General features: G+C 59.6%; 16 protein-coding genes. 11 read left to right on the top strand and 5 right to left on the bottom strand.

The genetic code is table 11. The annotated features are described in order from the left end of the window. Positions 1-346: 346 nt before the first annotated feature. Entirely contained in the window at positions 347-2,344 is a 1,998-nt protein-coding gene (locus ILFOPFJJ_RS18310) for a glycosyltransferase (RefSeq protein WP_173512492.1), read from the bottom strand. Beyond that, the gene (locus ILFOPFJJ_RS18305; protein WP_173511985.1) at positions 2,326-3,558 is read right to left on the bottom strand and encodes an HlyD family secretion protein; all 1,233 of its coding nucleotides are present in this window, start codon (positions 3,556-3,558) and stop codon (positions 2,326-2,328) included. Before ILFOPFJJ_RS18305 ends, ILFOPFJJ_RS18310 begins: the two co-directional genes overlap by 19 nt. Positions 3,559-3,927: 369 nt before the next feature. Here ILFOPFJJ_RS18305 and ILFOPFJJ_RS18300 point away from each other — a divergent pair, with 369 nt between their 5' ends. The 6 genes from ILFOPFJJ_RS18300 (at position 3,928) to ILFOPFJJ_RS18275 (ending at position 10,639) form a co-directional block, all read left to right on the top strand. Then, a complete protein-coding gene (locus ILFOPFJJ_RS18300; protein ID WP_173511984.1) occupies positions 3,928-5,610 on the top strand; it encodes a putative bifunctional diguanylate cyclase/phosphodiesterase in 1,683 nt (560 codons plus the stop codon). Positions 5,611-5,675: 65 nt separating this feature from the next. Continuing rightward, entirely contained in the window at positions 5,676-6,194 is a 519-nt protein-coding gene (locus tag ILFOPFJJ_RS18295) for a ubiquinone biosynthesis methyltransferase UbiE (protein WP_173511983.1), read from the top strand. Further along, positions 6,191-7,366, top strand: a complete 1,176-nt coding sequence (locus ILFOPFJJ_RS18290) for a class I SAM-dependent methyltransferase (protein WP_173511982.1) — start codon at positions 6,191-6,193, stop codon at positions 7,364-7,366. Before ILFOPFJJ_RS18295 ends, ILFOPFJJ_RS18290 begins: the two co-directional genes overlap by 4 nt. After that, on the top strand, positions 7,363-9,723 hold the full coding sequence (locus tag ILFOPFJJ_RS18285) for a SpoIIE family protein phosphatase (RefSeq protein ID WP_173511981.1): 2,361 nt from the start codon (positions 7,363-7,365) through the stop codon (positions 9,721-9,723). The genes ILFOPFJJ_RS18290 and ILFOPFJJ_RS18285 overlap by 4 nt, the downstream gene beginning before the upstream one ends. Before the next feature lie 4 nt (positions 9,724-9,727). Further along, entirely contained in the window at positions 9,728-10,285 is a 558-nt protein-coding gene (locus ILFOPFJJ_RS18280) for a slr1658 superfamily regulator (RefSeq protein ID WP_173511980.1), read from the top strand. 15 nt (positions 10,286-10,300) lie between these two features. Beyond that, positions 10,301-10,639 carry a slr1659 superfamily regulator gene (locus tag ILFOPFJJ_RS18275; RefSeq protein ID WP_173511979.1) on the top strand — a complete coding sequence of 113 codons (339 nt, stop codon included), beginning with the start codon at positions 10,301-10,303 and terminating at the stop codon, positions 10,637-10,639. Between the two features lie 88 nt (positions 10,640-10,727). Here the strand turns inward: ILFOPFJJ_RS18275 and ILFOPFJJ_RS18270 are convergent, their stop codons facing one another. Further along, positions 10,728-11,876, bottom strand: coding sequence for a helix-turn-helix domain-containing protein (locus ILFOPFJJ_RS18270; protein ID WP_173511978.1), 1,149 nt, complete (start codon positions 11,874-11,876; stop codon positions 10,728-10,730). 389 nt (positions 11,877-12,265) lie between these two features. Between ILFOPFJJ_RS18270 and ILFOPFJJ_RS18265 the strand changes: the two genes are divergently transcribed. From ILFOPFJJ_RS18265 to ILFOPFJJ_RS18245, 5 genes are all read left to right on the top strand, one after another. Beyond that, on the top strand, positions 12,266-13,279 hold the full coding sequence (locus tag ILFOPFJJ_RS18265) for a UDP-glucuronic acid decarboxylase family protein (protein WP_210267482.1): 1,014 nt from the start codon (positions 12,266-12,268) through the stop codon (positions 13,277-13,279). Further along, positions 13,279-14,265, top strand: a complete 987-nt coding sequence (galE, locus tag ILFOPFJJ_RS18260) for a UDP-glucose 4-epimerase GalE (RefSeq protein WP_173511976.1) — start codon at positions 13,279-13,281, stop codon at positions 14,263-14,265. Before ILFOPFJJ_RS18265 ends, galE begins: the two co-directional genes overlap by 1 nt. Before the next feature lie 32 nt (positions 14,266-14,297). Beyond that, the gene (locus ILFOPFJJ_RS18255; protein WP_173512491.1) at positions 14,298-16,115 is read left to right on the top strand and encodes a glycosyltransferase family 2 protein; all 1,818 of its coding nucleotides are present in this window, start codon (positions 14,298-14,300) and stop codon (positions 16,113-16,115) included. A 63-nt stretch (positions 16,116-16,178) separates the two neighbouring features. Then, entirely contained in the window at positions 16,179-17,129 is a 951-nt protein-coding gene (locus ILFOPFJJ_RS18250; RefSeq protein ID WP_173511975.1) for a glycoside hydrolase family 26 protein, read from the top strand. Positions 17,130-17,153: 24 nt separating this feature from the next. Beyond that, the gene (locus tag ILFOPFJJ_RS18245; protein ID WP_173511974.1) at positions 17,154-17,669 is read left to right on the top strand and encodes a DUF995 domain-containing protein; all 516 of its coding nucleotides are present in this window, start codon (positions 17,154-17,156) and stop codon (positions 17,667-17,669) included. 97 nt (positions 17,670-17,766) lie between these two features. Here ILFOPFJJ_RS18245 and ILFOPFJJ_RS35110 read toward each other — a convergent pair whose 3' ends face one another. Beyond that, positions 17,767-18,072 carry a hypothetical protein gene (locus ILFOPFJJ_RS35110; protein WP_246299679.1) on the bottom strand — a complete coding sequence of 102 codons (306 nt, stop codon included), beginning with the start codon at positions 18,070-18,072 and terminating at the stop codon, positions 17,767-17,769. A 256-nt stretch (positions 18,073-18,328) separates the two neighbouring features. Then, complete coding sequence (locus ILFOPFJJ_RS18240; RefSeq protein WP_173511973.1) at positions 18,329-19,621, bottom strand: pilus assembly protein TadG-related protein; 1,293 nt, start codon at positions 19,619-19,621, stop codon at positions 18,329-18,331. Positions 19,622-19,784 lie beyond the last annotated feature (163 nt).

Genomic DNA, 19,784 nt, shown 5'->3' with positions numbered 1-19,784 from the left:
CCTTGATTCTCGCTCCCAGCCGATTCCGACAGCAACGCAAGGTGAATAAAACGGCTTCGAAGGACTGCTTGCTGTCCTTCGGCCCGCTTCGACTGAGTGTTCCTGATGATACATTATGCGGCGTACCATTCTCGACCCACAATCTCATCGCCTGCATGCAGGAGGCGCGCCGGTTCGGCACGGAGCAGCGCAGCCCGAACGCCAGTCGATGTCTGCGGCGCTGGTGCCGCGATCGCGAATGCCGCCTACAACGCAACGGGCATGAGCTCCTCCGGCTATCCAACGCGCGATCTGCTGGCGGGGGAATGGCTCCGACGAGCTGGAAGACATAAGCGTGAAGCCCCGGTTACGAGGTGACACGTGTGCGTCCGAAAGCGCGCAGCAACAGGCTCACTGACACCGCGATCTTATCGATATCGGGAACCTCCCGGGAATAACGCCCGGTATAGAGTTTGATGATCATCTTGTCGCGTTCGAAGCCGCGCAGATCGAAATGGAGATGAAGGTAATAACGCCGCTTGTCGCCCGAGCGGGTAATATCCCCGCGCCTCTGGGTGACCTGCTTCAGATCTGCCTCGAGCGGCGCAAAGCCTTCAAGGTTCAGGAGCACACGTGTCGACCTGAAGCGCGTCTCCGTCGGAACCGCAACGACCGCCTTGTCCAGGGAAAGGCTGACCAGGCGCCCTGCAGCACCGTCGACCTCCACCGCCTCGTCGAGCTTGAAGGCCTGAAGGAGGCGTCGCGGCTTCTCGAAGCAGATCAGCGAGGCAATGACAAGCACGACGATGTTGAGCCCGGACCAGAAGGCCGCGATCGTTGAGAACGAGCCGCGCGTGTGCGCAGTTTCCGGAACGATGTTGATCAGCAGGCCAAGCGCAGTGACGACGATGAAGCCCGCGATCCAGGTGAAGGTATAGGCGTCGAAGGCGCTCGCCTCGTTGCCGCTGCCCTTGGGGGTCACCTTGAAAGGCTTGCCGAACGGTCGCACGAGGCTCGAAAGAACCGTTGGCAGCATCCGGAAGGTCGAAAAGGTGCCGACCGCTGTGGAGACCAGCGGCAGGTAGCGGGTGGGTGTCAGCCATAACATCAGCAAAAAATAGGCGGCCAGCACCGGCACCTGATGGGAGAGATAGTCGCCGACGTCAGTGAAATAGAGCGGGAGCGCGCCGAACCAGAGGTAGGCGATCGGTACCACCAGCACCGTAAAGCGGACCAGATATTGCACCAGCCAGGACATCGGCAGGAACATGATCCTCTGGAAGAGCGACAGTCCAGGCCCGCGTAAGGGGCCGTTATGCAGGTAGAGTGTCTGGATGCCGCCCTGGCACCAGCGTTCGCGCTGAACGAAATAGCCGGTCAGGTTCTCGGCCGCCAGGCCCATAGACAGTCGCTCGTTGAGATAACGGGTCTTATAACCCTTGTTGAGCATCGAAAGTGTCGTCAACAGGTCCTCGGTGATCGACTCGGTTGGGAAGCCGCCGATCGTATCGATCGCCTTGCGGCGAGCGATCGAACAGGAGCCGCAGCAGAAACTCACGTCCCAGCCGTCACGGCTTGGCGCGATCTCGTCGAAAAACAGGCGCTGCTCATCCGGCCAGACGTTTTCGAGGCCAAGATTGGACTGCACCGGATCGATGTTGAAGAAATGTTGCGGCGTCTGCACGATGCCGATCGTCTCGTCCGAGAAGAACGGTAGCGTGCGCCTGAGGAAGTTGCGATAGGGGACGAAGTCCGCGTCGAAGACCGCAATGAAATCGCCGGAACTGACGGCGAGCCCATTGTTCATGTTGCCGGCCTTGGCGTGGGCGTTGTCGCGTCGGGTCACATGGATCGCGCCCCGTCCTTCGCAGAAGGTCCTGAGCCAGTCGCGGCGACCGTCGTCGAGTACGTAGACCTTAAGCTTGTCCTTTGGATAGTCGAGCGCCAGCGCCCCGACAATCGTTCTTTCGAGAACGTCGAGAGGCTCGTTATAGGTCGGGATGAAAACGTCGACGGTCGGGAGATCGCCTGGCTTTCGCGCGAAAAACATCTGTCCTAGTTGGTTCGCGTCGATGCTCCGGTCGACATACCGGCTCATCAGTATGAGGAACAGCACGACCTCCGAAAAAGCGAGCATTTCTACTATGAACACCAACCAGACCCAGTAAAAGTTGGGGCCGTCATTGGGATAGGGAAGAACGGTTTCGGTGAAGCGCCAGACCAGATACCGCAAGGCAATGAGAGCAACCAGGGCACAGGTGACCGCCCGCGCCCAGGTCCGATGGCGCGACCAGTTGAATGGCCCGAGCAGAAAGAAGGCGATGACCAGCAGGGTCGGAGCGAGCGTTAGAAGAGACTGAACCACAGGCTTTTGATCCACTGTGTGATCCGGAGGTTGTGTTTGGAAATACGCACCTGCACGGTGCGCCCAACCTGGCAGAAATTCGCAAAGTCCGTATTGAGTGCCGACGGTGCAAGCAGAATGCGGATCCGGGCGTTGCGCTCGTCGGTTTCGGGCTCGTTGGCGGCAAGAGAGTCCTTTTCGACGACGGCGGAGGAACCCTTGAGCGCTTGCACCTGCCCCTTGAAGACTTCACCGCGTCCGAAGAGCCGGACCTCTGCGTCTCGGCCAGGATAGATCTCATCGTAGTCGACCTCGGGAACGAGAATGTCGACGAACAGCTCGCGGCAATCGAGGATCCGCATCATCTCATTGTTCAGGACGACGTTCGAGCCGCCGACGATGCTCCTCGCCCAAACAACCCCTTCGAACGGCGATGGGACCGTGGCCGATTCGAGGTTGCTAACGCGCTTTTCCTCCTCGATCATTTGCTGTTCGGTCTGGCTCGCCCGTGTCCTGTTCTCGGCAATGCGGGTGTTGAGATCGTTGATGCGGACGATCACCTCGTCCTGGCGCTGGCGGGAATACGGCACATCGTTCTGGCCGTCAGCGACGACGAATATGTCCTGACGCACGGCGTCGAGGCGTTGCTGCAGCAGTTCCACTGTCAGGTTGCTGATCTCGAGTTCGCCGCCGGTCGCGGCGCCGGCAGCCTCAGCCGCCTCCACCATCTTGCGCGTAAAGATTCCCTTCGACTCCAGCTCTTGCCGACGGTCGAGGTCCACTCTTGCCACCACATCCTGGGCGCGCGATACCTCGACACGTTTCCGTAGAATGCGAAGCTCCCGCTCCAGGCTGGCGATGGTCGCGCTCTTGAACACGGCGAGGCGTTCGGCAAGCTGGTCGCGCAGGCTCACAAGCTCGTCACGCTCCCGTTCCAGCGCCGCGACGCGATCGACAGCAGTTCGGTGTTCGGCACGCAGCGACGCCAGGACGGTCCGATTGACGCGCTCGTTGCGAATGATGGCGAGTGTCTCGCCCTCGGCTACCGGCGTCCCAATCGGAGGCGGCGGTTCGGCAATCTCGCCGTCGATCGGCGCGTTTATGGTCGCAAAGCGTGCATTGACGGTCCCGTCCAGACTGGTAAACCCCGTCAACCCGGGCAACAACACGGCGACCACAAGCATCAGCAGCAGAATGCCGACCGTGATGCGCGTCATGCGATGGTTCAGGATCATGTCGACCGCCCTACTCACTGCCTTGGCAGCGCAGACTCGGACAATTTTCGCTTGCTGCTGGCACGACCGCTTCTGCGCGAATCTGCCACTCGAAACGCGAACCGCCTCCTCGCTTTACAGCCGCCACGTGTTCAACATTCATCGGCACGTGACATCGAACAACCCTCAAATTTGACTGTTTCCATGGTGATTCTATGAAAATCCCGGCGACCTCACTGGTCGAGCGGCATTGACCGCGACATCTTCCGCCATAACTTGTGGGTGTACGACTGCGTTGGATATTGACCTGGGTCAACGCACGTCGTCGGGGGCTGAATAGAACGGAGACGGCTCGGACGAGGAGCAAAGGGAAGGGAGTGGAGGGCTAGGATGCCGGACGCGGATGCGACGATGTCAGCTTCATATTCCCATGAGAGCTACTCTCTCACCAATACCGACGAACTCGTCTCTTTCTACGACGAGAGCTTCCATCTCTTCGGCTGCTCGGCAGCACACAGGAGGACATACGGCGTCGACTCGCTCGTCGAGACAACGCTCTGGCACATCTATCCCGAACTGTTGGCGCCCGGCCCGAAGTCCGCCATCGAATTTGTCATCGGGAACGGACTGCCGCGAACGGTCGAGATCGCGGATATGGCGACGGGAAATCGCCGCATCCTCGTCATCTTTCGCAGTGCCAATGGCATCGGGATCATCGAAGCGGAAAGCAGTTCCGCCTACCGCGAGACATCCAGCCAAAGCGAGAGCGATCGGGCGCTTCTGCTGCATCAGGCAACCCATGATGCTTTGACCGGATTGCCGAACCGGCGGCAATTCAGTGATCATTTGCGCGGCGCATTGCCCGTGCCGAACGGTGCGCGGTTAGCGCTTATGCAAATCGATCTCGACGATTTCAAGCCGATCAACGACACGTTGGGCCACAGCGCTGGCGACGACGTTCTCAAGATGGCAGCGGAACGGATCAGGAGCGTTCTGAGGGATCGGGAATTCGCGTACCGGCTGGCCGGCGACGAATTCGCGGTCATCCAATGGAGGGCCGACCAGCCTAAGGAGGCCGAGCGCCTGGCGGAGGCGCTGGTCAACACGTTCAAGGCACCATTCACGATCGAAGGCATCAATGTCTTCGTCGGCGCAAGCGTCGGAGTTGCCGTTGCGCCGGCAGACGGCAACGAAGTCGAGCAACTGATGAAGGCTGCCGACATCGCGCTCTATGCGGCAAAGACGGACGGCCGTGGGCGGGCAAGGACGTTCACCCGCTCCATGCTCGTTGTGCTCGAACAACGGGAAATGCTACGCCGAGGCCTCCGCTCGGCCCTGCAGGAGGGTCAGTTTTTCGTTGAATACCAGCCTCTCGTGAAGACATCGTCTTCGGTCGTTGGCTTCGAAGCGCTTTTGCGATGGCGCCACCCCCTGGTCGGCATCATTCCGCCGAATGTCTTCATTCCGATGGCTGAGGCTGATGGTCTTATGAGCGAGATCGGCCAATGGCTGCTGGAGCGCGCGTGCCGGGCGGCGATAACCTGGCCGCCGCACCTCACACTCGCCGTCAATCTGTCCCCCGCCGAATTCTTGCACGAAGGTCTTACGGATCGCGTCGCTCAAACGCTCGATCTCGTCGGAATTCGGGCCGACCGTCTTGAGCTCGAAATTACCGAGTCGGTGCTGCTGGAGCGAACGATCAACAATCTCGATACGCTCAATACCTTGAATGTGCTCGGCGTGCGGATTTCGCTCGACGATTTTGGTACCTACTATTCCTCGCTCAGCTACCTCAAGAATTTCCCCTTCGACACGATCAAGATCGATCAGTACTTCATCAAGGACCTCGAGGCAGACGAGAAGAGCCAGACAATCGTGCGCTCCATCATCGCATTGGCCCATGGCCTAGGCATGAATGTTACCGCCGAAGGGGTGGAAACAAGTGGTCAGGCGGCCTGGCTCCAGAACGAGGGGTGCGACCGCCTGCAGGGATATTTCCTGGGCTTACCCATGCCTGCCGAAGCAATTGGCGCATTTCTCCGCAAGTCGCCTGCGGGCCTTTTACGAACGTGAGCGAAGGAGCGTTGAAATCGTCTGGACAAGCTTGAACAAGGTTTGCGCGCGGAGGAGGAAGCAGCATGAACGGACTTGAGAACGAGGCCGCGGACGGCCATTTCGAACCCCTGCTCCAAGTCGAGATGGCGATGGGAACGTTTCTTTCGGACTGGCACAACTGCGACCAGCTGTCGACTTTCATGGCGCGAATGATCAGCCACAATCGAACGGATCCTATTCGACATTCGAATTTCTTTTCATTCGCCCTCAATGAACTCCTGGAGGTGTCGTTCCGTGGCGGTTCTCTCGACGGGCGGATTGGCTGCGCCGTCTATCGACACGGTCCCATAGAACGGGTGAAGCTCACCTTTCCCTGCCCGCCGGGCCAGAGACAGTTCTATCGAGAAGCGGTCTCGAAGACCCGAAGAGGAAATGCCTACGCGCGCTATATCGATGCCATTTCGACCGATCTCGCTCCGAGCAGGGAGGTCGTCCTGCTCGATCTGGCGATCAATTTCGATGCCCGGCTTCGGCTGGAGGAAAGCGATCCTCCGCAAATAACGATTGTCATTGACTTGCCTCTGGAAGGAATCGTGAGTTGAGTACGACAGCCCTTTCGCCCTTCAACGTGGAATTCGACCCGAACAGTCAGGAGTTTTCTCTTTCGGGAGTGATCCGGCCGCGCTCGGTCGATGAGATCGCGGCGAGCATTTCAACGCTCAAGGGCGCAATCGATCAGGTGCGAGGCGTCCTCTACATCAACGTAAAACGCTTGGTTCAAATGAACAACACGGCCTTTCACGCTTTCGCACGTGTCGTTCTCGATGCCTGTCGTGAAAGATCGGATCTCCGCTTCGTGGTGGTAACATCGAGCGTCGTGGGCTGGACCGAACGCATGTTCGGGCACCTGAACAAGATCGAACCGCAGGTCACCGTCGAGGTCTATGATTCCAAGTTCTACCCCGGGCAGAGCTTCGTGGAGAACGCGAGTTTCATTCCGATACTGCGCACGCAGACGAAAATGACCTGGCGCCACGAGCGCGCCATTCTCCCTCGTCACGGCATCCGCCCCGGAATCGTGATGGCGGACATCTGCTGCGGCATCGGCGATTTCGCCATGCTTGTGCGCAAGGAGTTCCAGCCAGCACGAATCGTCGCCCTGGACCATTCGAAGGCAAGCCTTGCCTATGCGCGCGACGTGGCGGCAGGGTTCGGCATCACCGATATTGAATACACTTACGGCGATGCTTCGGAGATGTTGCTCGAGGACAACCAGTTCGACTTCGTGACCTGCCGTCATTCGCTGCAGATTTTCAACCAGCCGGACGTGCTCTTGAAAGAGCTTTTCCGGATCTGCAAGCCCGGCGGGCGAGTGTACATGACCAATGAGAAGAACTCGCACTGCCTCGGCGAGCCGCGATCACAGAGCATTCAGTGGACCTACGAGGAGGTCGCCAAGCTGTTCGGCCATTTCGAGATGGACGTCGAGCTCGGGCCTAAGAGCCGGCGTTATCTCGCCGAAGCTGGCTTCGACGACATCGTCCTCGAATCGTTCATGGTCACCAATCTCGATGGAGATCCGCAGGACTTCGCCGACATCATCTCTGCCTGGGAGAACGTCTACGCTGGCGAAATGGCCGTGAAGCGCGGTGATCCTCCCGAGTTCATTGAACGTTTCCGTCAAGGCTTCCGGGACCACATCTTCGCTGCGCTCCACCCGAAGGGTTACGCCGGCTGGCCGATCTGGGCCGCGTCAGGACGCAAACCGCTATGAGCGCCCCCGGCGAGCAGACCAACCGTTTAGGCTTGCGCTCCTTCCGCGCCAAATTCGTTCTCATCGTCGGAGGCGCGGTGCTTTTTGATCTGCTCGTCACCGGTGGTCTGGCGCTGTGGAATGTTCAGAGACTCTCCCGCGATGCCGCAGCGGAGGTCGGCCGTGGTCTGGAGAAAGCGAGCCGGGACTATATCCGTTCCTATGCTGAAACGACGGCGGCTCGCGTCAACCTGCTCATTGATCAGGTCCACTCCGACGTCGGCACGCTCGCGGGTGTTCTCCAGGAGCAGATCGATCGGCCCGTAAGGAAATCCCAGATCGGCGAAGCGATGGCGCGCGGAGCGCCGGGGGCCGTTACGGTTGCATACGACCAGAAGGGAGGGTGGGCCCAAAACCTGCCCGGCCCTTTGTCAGTCGTCAGCGTCTGGGGTTATCTCCTTGACGCGAACCACGTGCCGCTTCCTGAGGTGCAGACGGACATAGAGAACAGCGCGGTGCTCGATCTGGTCGCGCCGAGCCTTCTCGCAAACGGTCAGTCAAAGCTACAGATGTACTATATCGGCCCTAAGGAGCGGCCGATCTTCAGGACAGCGCCCTACACGGATCAAGCCCAAACCTTCGACAAGCTCTATCCCGGCCACAACAAGGCGGAATTCTGGTCGTTCTTCTTTCCCGGTCTTTACGACTCGTGGGAGCAGTGGGCGAGCGATCGCAGGAAGCGTCCCGTGGGCGACGACATGACCCAGACAGCGCCATACACGGATGCTATCACCGGCAAGCTCATCGTCAGCTTCTTTCAGCCGCTGTGGTCTCGGGACCGCAGGCGCGTAGCTGGCGCCGCCGGAGCGGATATTACCCTCGACCAGTTGGCGCAGATCGTCGAGAACGTCAAGGTCGCCGACAACGGCTTCGGCTTCCTGGCTATGTCGGATGGCAACGTCGTCGCCATCAATCCGGTCGGAGAAAAAGTCATCGGCCTTCGGGCGTCGAGCGCGGTCGGCAGCGAAGGTGTGACGGGTCTCGATCGCTCGTTGCGCAAAAGCGTCCAGCAGGAAATTGCCAAGTTGCCCCTGGGCCAGGACGGACTGCTCAAGCATATCCTGCTAGTGGAGAACGGCGAGAGGGTACCTTACCTCGTCGTATTGAAACAGCTCCAGCCGACGAACCTTTGGCTTTCTGGCCCTGTTCGTCGTGAAACCATGATGCTTGGCATTGTCGTGCCGGAGCGCGAAATCTACGCCTCGCTGTTTGCTGCTCAGGCTGGAATTTCAGAGGCGACGAACAGGATTGTGATCTATCAGGTCCTCGCGCTCCTCGTGTCCCTGTGTTTCGTTACTGCCGCCGTGTTCGCCATTTCAAAGCGGATCACCGGCGGCATCAGTGCACTTGCCGATGCCGCCAAACGCATTCAGGCCAAAGACTATTCCGTCAGGGTCAATATCCCGACTCGCGACGAAGTCGGCGAGGCCGGCGCGACCTTCAATCGAATGGCGGAGCAGATCAGCTTCCACACAGAGAACCTTGAACAGCTCGTCGAGGATCGGACGAAAGAGATCGAAGAGGCGAACCTACAGATCTCAGCGCTAAACCAACAGTTGCGCAGTGAAAATTTGCGTCTTGGCGCCGAACTGGCAGTCGCTCGGCGCATCCAGATGATGGTCCTGCCCAAAGCTGGCGAGCTTGAGGAAATCGCCGATCTGGAAATCGCAGCCTACATGCGGCCCGCGGACGAGGTGGGCGGCGATTACTACGATGTCTTGAAAAACGGAAAGCGGCTGAAGATCGGGATCGGCGACGTAACCGGGCACGGCCTCGAGAGTGGCGTGCTGATGCTGATGGTTCAATCCGTCGCGCGGGCACTGCAGGAAGCCGGGGAGATGGACCCATCGCAGTTTCTCAACCGCGTAAACCGCGCCATTTACAAGAACCTCGTCCGAACCAGCACCGACAAGCATCTGTCGCTGGCGTTCCTCGATTACGACGGCGCGCGCCTGACGCTCTCTGGCCAGCATGAAGAACTGATCGTCGTGAGAAACCTAAGAGACGTGGAGCGGATAGACACACTCGACCTCGGGCTGCCGATCGGATTGGAGCCGGACATATCGCCCTTCGTGGCAACGCGCGACATCTCCTTTGGGCATGGTGACATGATCGTTCTCCATACCGACGGCGTAACGGAGGCGGAGAATCGGAGCGGCGAACTCTTTGGCATCGAAAGGCTCTGTGAGAGCGCGCGTCGTCGCTACGGCCGAAGCGCCGAGGATGTCAAATCAGGAATCATCGAGGATCTGATGGCACATATCGGCACGCAGAAGATTCACGACGATATTACACTGGTAGTGATGAGGCACAGGTAAGCGGATGACGACCTTATACGGACTGGAGGACCTCGCGATCGGAACGGGCGAAGATGTGACAAGACTTCGTCTCTTTGAAGGTCCGCTCGATCTCAGCTGGAAACACTGCGCAATCACTTCGGACTTCGTCGCCGAGTTCGCTGCGCTGCGCTATAAAACCTCCCGCAATCTCTATAAGGAGGTGCGGCACAATGTTGGCTATCTGACGAACGAGCTTATTGAAAACGCAATGAAGTTCCGTGCTTCCGGCGAAATCATCGTAGAAGCGTCGATCGCCGCCAGCGCCTTTCGGGCAAAGGTCTCCAATTTCATCGACAAGGATACGGCTGCTCAATTCCAGCACTTGCTTTCGGAAATAACCACAGGCGATCCAAGCGACCTCCTCATAGAACGGATCGAAGCGAATGCAACGGGCTCGGGCTCAGGCTCCGGACTTGGCCTTCTGACCCTCATGAGCGATTATGGTGCTCACTTTGCTTGGGTCTTTGGACCCGGTGGACAGAACAGCGACATCCCGCTGGAAACCTATGCCGCGATTACGGTCCCCGAGCTCTCGAACTAATGGGCAGCAAAAAATATGGAAATCAACGAAGACGAATATCGCGTTTGGTCGGAAGGCAAGGACATCTATTTCGATGGCACGATGCGCCTGCCCAGCACCGAGGCCTATGCCCCGATTTTCTCCTTAGTGATGAGCGTCCTCGACACTGAGCCAGATCGCATGACCGTCGATCTCACGGGATTGCAGTTTCTCAATTCATCCGGAATCAACCTGCTTGCGAAGCTCACGATCGAGGCGCGCAAGCGGCCGAACATCCAATTCACGGTCCGCGGAAGCTCAGAGTTTCCCTGGCAATCGAAGTCTCTGCCAAACCTCAAGAAGCTGCATCCGGGCGTCGATCTCAGGCTGGGCTGAAGACGAGGCGTGCGACGCGTGGCTGCCGCCCATTCTGCCGCGGTACCGATCTTGCGCACTGAAATTGTGCGCAGGCAACTCTCTTGCATTAGCCTTGGACGGCCTTGAGCCAATCGCCAATCGTAGAGCCGATATTCCTCTCGGAAGGCGTAGCAGGTACGATGGGCCGTTCTGCGGCCGCAGCCCTGCGGATTTCGCGGGGGCTCGCTCCGAACTCGTGACTGAACGCGCGGGTGAAATTGGCGGCTACTTCGAAACCGGCCGCTTCCGCAATTTCCCCTATGGGCCGGTTGTTGGTCGGATCGCTGAGATCGGCATAGGCCTGCAGCAACCGACGCCGGCGGATGTAGTTTAGCACGCCGCCGCTCGGCTCGAAGAGCTGATAGAGGCGGGTACGAGAGATGCCCAGTTCACGGCATATCTTTTCGGGCGTCAGGTCGGCCGAGTGCAGGTTGACATGGATGTATCGGTGTGCCCGCTCCATCACTCCCATTTTCGGCTGGGGCCCGGCTGGGTCCGGCCTCACCGCCGCTACGCAAGCGACAACCATGTCGCGTATCGTGCGAACGACGCGAGGCACCTCCTCGACTGTGATGTTGCCGAGGTTTGCCTCCATGCCGTTGATGTAGTTCACGAGCAAGTCGGCCAGACTGCCGGACAAGACCGAATTGTTGGCGATCTCGAGCGTGCTCGCGTCATCGGCCAGCAATTCAAACGGCATGAACAGAAGTACGGTTGCAGCCTCCGTCGTCCGGCCACGATAGGGATAGCCCAGTGACCTGAAAAAGATCTCTCCCGGCCCGGCTTCCATGACGCGGCGGTCGACTTCGGTCCATGCCCGGCCGCTGCGAAGTAGCCCGACGTTCCAATGATCGATCGGACTGGAGCGCAGCATTGCCAGCGAGCGTGTGTAGCTAAATCCCGGCGTGCGCTGTTGAACGACCAGCAAGTCGCCGAGATGCCACCCGATCTGTTCAGCCGCAAAGCCGTCCGCGTCGGACATTCCGTCCGGCAGATGGACATCCACCAGGGGCGCCATATGCGCCCGCCAGCATTGGAACTGTTCCACCGGCGGCAGATCGTTTGTCGAGAAGCGCGAGGGCACGAGCACAGGTGATTTTCCGCCTTGATGATCCTTCCGCACAGCCGGCTCGCGGGGCCAACGCCGCCGCTCCATGTGGGCAGGCCAAGCCGGGACTTCGGTGGGGTCATCTCCTGATCCGGAGTCTTTCGTCATACAACTCTCTCCAGCGAAATGGATCGTGCGCAAGGGCGCAGACGATCGATTGCCTGGCGGCGGGCCGTGTCCGGTCTTGACACAACTCAGCCTGGGGTGGAGCGAAATCGATCCGCTACACCCTGCAGTTCCAGTTTATAACCCGTTTTGAGTAGAAATGCACGGCGGGATAACTATCGGGATTGGGTGATAATGACAATCTCCGCGGGATGATTGTATCACTTCCCTACAATTGCTTCCAAACATTGCTGACGAACATTGAAGGTATTTTCGAGCGATAAAGTTTCGATCACCTAATTATTGTTCCCTTCGGGGAACAATCCTTGTTGACAAGCTAATATTACGGGGATTATTCCGTGAACTATTTCCGAAATGGCTTAAGAAATACTTTGCATGGCACAAAGGATGACAGTGGCCCATCGCCAAGCCGGAAAGTCCAAAAGCGAATACTCGTTACCGGCGGCGCCGGCTTCCTGGGATCCCATCTCTGCGAACTGCTTCTCGGCGCCGGTCATGAGGTCATCTGCGTCGACAACTTCTCGACGGGCTTGAGACGCAATATTGCTCAGCTGAAGCGTTTCGATACCTTCCGCGTCATCACCCATGACATTGTGGAACCGATCGACCTCGACGTCGACGAAATCTACAACCTCGCTTGTCCGGCATCGCCGCCGCACTACCAGACCGATCCGATCCAAACGACGAAGACCTGCGTGATCGGGTCGCTCAATCTCCTGGATTTGGCGGCGCGCCGCCGAGCGCGGATCTTCCAGGCGTCGACATCGGAAGTCTACGGCGACCCAAACGTGCATCCGCAGGTGGAAAGCTACTGGGGCAATGTCAATCCCTTTGGCCCGCGCGCTTGCTACGACGAAGGCAAGCGTTGCGCCGAAACTCTGTTCTTCGACTTCCACAAGGTTCGTGGAGTCGAGATAAAGATCGTTCGCATTTTCAATACTTACGGTCCTCGGATGCGTCCGGACGATGGTCGCGTCGTGTCGAACTTCATTGTCCAGGCGCTCAAGGGTGAGGATATCACCATATATGGCGATGGCTCGCAGACCCGTTCCTTCTGTTTCGTCGATGACCTGATCGACGGCTTCATCCGCCTGATGGCGTCGCCGTTGTCGCTCACTGGTCCGGTCAATCTCGGCAACCCCGGAGAGTTCACGATCGGCGAACTCGCTGAACAGGTGATACAATTGACCGGCTCGCGGTCGAAGATCGTCAGCCACCCTCTCCCCGTCGATGATCCGCGTCAGCGCCGCCCGGATATTTCTCTCGCAACCAAGCAGCTCGGCTGGCGCCCGACTGTCAATTTGTCGGAAGGCCTCGCGCAAACCATTCGCTACTTCGACGAGCTTCTCTCGCACTCGAAGCGCAAAGTCATGGAGCCGGTCTGATGGTCGCGTCGCGCATCCTTGTGACGGGTGGCGCCGGTTATGTCGGCAGCCATACCGCAAAGCTCCTCCGCCTGGAGGATATCGAGCCGGTCGTCTACGACAACCTGACGACCGGAAACCGCTCCTCGGTGCGCTGGGGACCGTTCGTGCATGGAGACATCCTCGACACGACTCGTCTGATCGAGGTCATCGAACAATATCAACCGGTCGCCGTCATCCATTTCGCAGCATCCGCCTATGTTGGCGAGTCCGTCGCCGACCCCGCCAAATATTACAACAATAACGTGCGTGGAACGTTGTCGCTCCTCGATGCGTGCCGCCAGGCGGGTCTCTACAAGATGATCCTTTCGTCGAGCTGCGCCACCTATGGCGTGCCGAGGGTGTTGCCGATCGACGAGGCGACACCGCAGCTGCCGATCAATCCGTACGGCAAGACCAAATTGATGGCCGAGCACATGGTCGCCGACTATGGGGCCGCCTTCGGCCTCAACTACGTCGCGCTGCGATACTTCAATGCCTGTGGAGCCGATCCCGAAGGCGACCTCGGTGAATGGCACGATCCGGAGACCCATCTCATCCCGCGGGCGCTCATGGCCGCGGCCGGGAGAATTCCACATCTCGAGATATTCGGCGAGGACTACGACACGCCTGACGGGACGTGTGTGCGTGACTATATCCACGTGGCCGACCTTGCACGCGCTCATGTGCTCGCATACAAGCATCTCGTCCAAGGCGGCGGAAACCTGGCGCTTAATCTGGGTACAGGCCGCGGCCATTCCATCAAGGAAGTCCTGCGGACCATTGTCGACGTGACTGGGCATGATGTCCCTGTCGTATTCCATCGGCGTCGTCCCGGCGATCCGCCGACGCTCTATGCTGACGCAGGTCTCGCTTACCGGTGCCTTGGCTTTGTGCCCCGGTACTCCGACCTCGAGACGATCGTACGAACGGCCGCGCCATTCTTTGGACTGGAGGCGCGGTCGTGAGTCGTCTTTGTGCCAAGGATAGAACGAGCAACATGCCCGGCGGCGAGCCGTTGCTCGTCCCTGTGCTTACTGGCTATCGCCGGGCGGAATATCTGTTCGGGGCGGCCCTCTGGGCCGCCGCCCTCGCTTATTTCTGGAGCTGGTGGCTAGAGCCGCGCCACCATGTGGACATCTTCGGCAGTATTGCCGTGACGGCGGTGCTTGCCTGGGTCACGCTTCTCCCCGCTTATTTCATAGTTGTCTTCCACCGCGCGGCAAAACCGAACGGGCCGCTGCGACTGCCGGCAGGCAGCCGTGTTGCCATGGTCGTGACCAAGGCCCCATCTGAACCCTTTTCGGTCGTGGCGGAAACACTTGAAGCGATGCTCGCTCAGGACGTGCCGCACGATACCTGGCTCGCTGACGAGGACCCTTCCAAGACTACGCTCGAGTGGTGCCGCAGGCATCATGTCCTCGTCTCGACTCGCAAGGGGCGGGCCGACTATCATCGGACCTCGTGGCCGCGGCGCACGCGCTGCAAGGAAGGCAATCTTGCCTTCTTCTATGACCATTACGGTTACGATCGCTACGACTTCGTTGCTCAGCTCGATGCCGACCACGTTCCCGAGCCCGGCTACCTCTTCGAGATGCTCCGCCCCTTCGCCGACCCGGAAGTGGGCTATGTCTCGGCACCCAGCATTTGCGACCGGAACGCGGCTGACAGCTGGTCGGCACGCGGAAGGCTCTATGCCGAGGCAAGCATGCACGGCTCGCTCCAGGCCGGCTATAATGGCGGGCTCGCGCCGCTCTGCATCGGCTCTCATTATGCGGTCCGCACGGCAGCACTCAAAGCTATCGGCGGACTCGGTCCGGAACTGGCGGAAGACCATTCGACAACATTGATGATGAATGCTGCCGGGTGGCGCGGCGTGCACGCGCTCGATGCCATCGCGCATGGTGACGGGCCGCGCACCTTCGGTGACCTCGTGACGCAGGAATTCCAGTGGTCACGCAGCCTGGCCATGCTGCTGCTGCAGTATTCCCCTCGTCTCGTCAGCCGGCTGCCCCTCCGCCTGAAGTTCCAGTTCCTCTTCTCGCAGCTCTGGTACCCGCTTTTCGCGAGCTTCATGGCACTCATGTTCGTAACGCCGACCCTTGCACTTGCGCGCGGCGAGACCTTCGTCGCCGTGACCTATCCCGATTTCCTGATCCATTTCACGCCACTCTCGATGGTTCTCGTCCTTCTGGCCCATCGCTGGCGGGCGAGTGGCTCCTTCCGGCCGTACGATGGAAAAATCCTAAGCTGGGAATGCATGCTGTTTCTCTTTGCGCGCTGGCCCTGGGCGCTTGCCGGCACGGTGGCGGCTGCGCGCGACTGGCTCACTGGGTCTTTCGTGGACTTCCGCGTCACTCCGAAAGGCGCATCCAAGGTCGATCCGCTGCCCCTGCGCGTGCTTGCGCCCTATGTGTTTCTCGCGGTTGCCGCGGTGCTGCCGGTCCTACTTGTCGACGATGTGGCCAAGGCCAAGGGCTTCTATCTTTTCGCGATCCTGAATGCCGCGATCTACGGCCTGCTTTTGCTGGTCATTGTCGCACGGCATGCGAAGGAGAACGCGATCGCTGCCGCACCTCGCTTCTACAGGCCGGCGATGGCAGCCGGGTTTGTAGCGCTCGTTGCATTGCCCGGGATCGCGACTGCCGAGCACGGAAAGGACGGGCTCGAAGCACTTGCATGGGGAGCGGGACATCTCCGCCTTTTCGAAGAGCGCTATGCGGCGTCAGGTGCCGGCCAAGGCGGCATCACCTTGCGCAAGATCGTACTTCGACCGCGCTGGGTCCCTGCTCCGGTGGAAGACGACGTGAGACGCTGAGGATCAAACCATGACAGCAACAGCTTCACTCTATCGAAAACCAGTCCACAGCGCAGGTGTGCGATGAATAAGAAATCAAACGCAATTGCCCTCTTATGCATGGGCCTGTTCCTGTCCGGCACCGTACTGGCAGCCAGCATACCGCGTGGTATTCCCGGCCGGAATTCCACCGCGGCGGCGCCGTCGCAAAAGCGCCCCGTGCTGACGGAGGATTCCATTGATCTTGGTGCCTATGACCCCCACGGCGATTTCGGTGAACCGTCGCAGTCCAAGATCGAGCATCTCTTCCTGCCCTGGGAAGACGTCGATTTGTCCACCTTGGCCCTTGCCGACGATTACGCCCGAGCGCGTGGGCGCTCGCTGATGATCACGATCGAACCGTGGTCTTGGTCGCCTAATTGGCGCGTTTCGGATCAGGAGCTGCTGCGGAGCATTCTCAGTGGCGAACGCGACGAGAACATGGCCCAAGTCTGCTCGACCGCCGCCACGTTGAAAAGTCCGATTATTATCAGGTGGGGGCAGGAAATGGACGAGACGGACAACCAGTTTTCCTGGTCTCATTGGCGGGGCGAAGATTTCAGGGCCGCCTACCGGCGTATGGTGAACGTATGTCGCGCGCACATCAAAACCGCGAAATTCGTATGGTCTCCCAAGGGCAACGAGGGGCTGGAGGCCTTCTATCCTGGGGATGACGTCGTTGACGTCGTCGGGCTCTCGGTGTTCGGCTATCAAAAATACGATCAAGGCACGACTGGTCGCGACAAGTCATTCTCGGAACGGCTGGCGCCTGGGTATGAACGGGTGAAAGGCTACGGCAAGCCAATCATGGTCGCCGAGCTGGGCTACGAAGGTGACGCATCTTATGTGGCGAGCTGGGCAACAAGCGTTGCCATGCGTCATCCAGAATTCCCTGCACTGACCGCGGTCGTCTACTTCAACGACCGCGAAATCTACGCATGGCCTGGGGGCTATGGCCGGCCCGACTGGCGAGTCGTCCGAGAAACCACCAATTAGCAATCGGTCGCACGGAGACATGAGATGAGTTCAGTATTACGCACAATGTCCTTGGCTGTCGCCATCACGGCGATGATGGGTGCGGCGGCATCGGTTGCCGAGGCCGCCGCCGGACGCGCGAACGCTCAAAATGCAATGCCGCTGACGCACGACGAGCTTTATAGGCTCTACAGCCAGAAATCGTGGATCTGGAAAGCGGGCGCGGGATATTTCTCAGTGCGGCAGCGCCGATTTACGGCCTGGTCGAAGGAGAACGGCCGTCCCTCCTATGGCGTCGGTCGCTGGTTCATCACCGGACCAGGAAAACTCTGCTTCAAGGCCGACTGGCACGCAAAGGACGGGTCGGCTCCGGCAACAACCTGCTTCAGCCATCGCAGGCAAGGTAGCCTCATCCTTCAGAAACGCGAACCGAACGGCGCATGGTATGTTTTCAAGAACGTGCCGGCAAAGCCCGACGACGAATTCGCCAAGCTTCGTCGCGGCAATTATGTGAGCGCGCGGCTGAACAGAATCGAAGCAGGACTCGGCAAGGTCGAATGATCTTGACCGGGTGAAGGAGTTGCGCAGCCTGTGGGCGTCGGCGCATCAATTTGGCTCCGCAGATGAGCCCGTCGTCGATTGGCGCGCAACTCCACCCCTATCGAAGGAAGCAGCGCGAGGTGCTGCCAAAGCCGCTCGGCGTGCAAATATATGGGGCACGCCCGAGATAGGCGGCCCGCTCGAGTTTGACCGCTCGTTGAACGACGACGGGCTTGGCCGCTACGCGCTTGTTGTTCAACGCCGGATAGCCGACCTGTCTCGTCAGCGACGAGGTTCGGATACTTTGGTCTGGAGTGACAGAACATCCCGACACGGCTGCTGCAAGGAGTAGAGCAAACACGCCCCGCACTATATTGCTGCGGCCGTCGATTAGCCCGACCGAAGTCCTTGTTTGCGCTTTCATGTTTAGAACTCCTGGTTCTCGAACCTCATGCGCAGCACGGTAGATGAGACGATTTAAATCGCCGTGCAGAAAATGCGTACAACTTAACCTATCCCGGCTACGCTCGACCGCGAGTGAGTGCCCCGCCACGCTTCCGTGGTCTGGCTCGTTTTCGGTAGGCCCGAGGTTTGATACTGGACGACCGCGTTCATTCGGATTGCTACCGCGAAGGACAACCGTTTGGTCCGATCATGTAGTTCCACCCGTGTCCGGCATACTACTCAACCAGCGACACCGTTCGGCCTACAACGATCTCGTCGGTCGGCGAGGCGCAGGTTTCCATTGTCGAATTGCCCGTGAAAGTGACCTGGTCCGCAACGATCTGTGTGCACCCCCCGGACACGGTGGAATTGCCGGTGAAATCGATACGGCCACTGGGCAGGTACAGATTTCCCTCCAGCGTCGATTCGGAATTGCCCGTCACCTGGTGCAGCACACCCGTATCGTGGCGGCTGCCAAAGAAAAGCAGGCCGGCGAAGGGTCCGCTAGTCGGCGCGGACAGGTCAATGTCGCCGTTGCCGAGCAGTTTCGCCGCGGCACCGTTGGTGAAGAACAGCGTGACCCCCTCACCAGAGAGCTTGGCCCCTGCGGTCACCGTAAAATCGCCGCCGTCTATGATGTAGAGGCCCGGCTTCAGTGTGATCGTATTCTGGATCTGCAATCCGCCGCAGAACCTGATCGCCTCCGTCCCGTCTGCGAGCCGGTCAAAGGTGTAGGTGGAATTTGAGACATAGGCGAGCGTGCGGCAGGGAAGCTGTTGAATGTGCAGCTTGTCCGGCTCGGCGACGGATGCAAAAGGGTCCGCCGTCGGCGACACCCGTTCGACGGGTTCGCTGCAACCGGTAAGCGTCAGGCCTGTGGTCGTAACGGCCTCGCCAACCGTATAGACGCAGTCCGTCGACATCATTGCGCTGCCGTTCTTCATGAGGAAGGCGTCGACTGCGCTGGAGTTGGAGACAACGCTGCAGCCGGACAAGCGAACTTCCGTGGAGCCGGTGACAGTAACCGCGCCAGACGCCGAGTTCGACAGCGCAAGTACGCAGGCCTTGGAACCGCCCTTGATCTCGGCGACGGCGCGCGCCTTCATCGTGACGGGTCCGTCGCCGAAGACGGACGAAAAGAGGCGCGGATGCGTCTCGGTCAGCTCGACCGTGAGCTTGGTGGATCCCCCGAGTCCCTGCTGCGTGCCGACGGCAAGGCTGCCGGGGGTGTAACCGGACGCACTGGCGATCCTGCGAGCGGTGGTTTCGAGCGTAGCTTGCTGATCTCCGGCGCGAAAGCGCACGGCAGCGGCGTGGGCCGATACGTCCGCCGCATGCTGCAGCTTGCGCCTTTCCAGGAACCAGTAGCCCGTCTCAGCCCCGAGTCCCATCGCACCGACGACAACAGGAAACGCGATCGCAGCGATGAGGGCGACCGTTCCGCCTTCGTCCTTTATGAACCGGCTTGCGCCGGTGCGCCGCCGTGGCATCGGCCTTTCGGCGTTGATCGTGTCGTTTCTCTCGCTCATTCGCCAGTCCAAGACCTGAATTTCTGGGCCGGACGGTATATCGCGTGCCGGCCGTTGGCGATTCGGCCAATTGGCCTAGTCCGGGCCGCAAGCCTTTGGCGCCTGACGCTTAGGCCATCAGGTCGAATGGTTATTGCGCGTTTCAAAGGGCACATTCGCGACA

The organism is Sinorhizobium psoraleae (genome assembly GCF_013283645.1).
Taxonomy (GTDB): Bacteria; Pseudomonadota; Alphaproteobacteria; order Rhizobiales; family Rhizobiaceae; genus Sinorhizobium; species Sinorhizobium psoraleae.
This window is presented reverse-complemented; position numbering and strand designations above follow the sequence as displayed.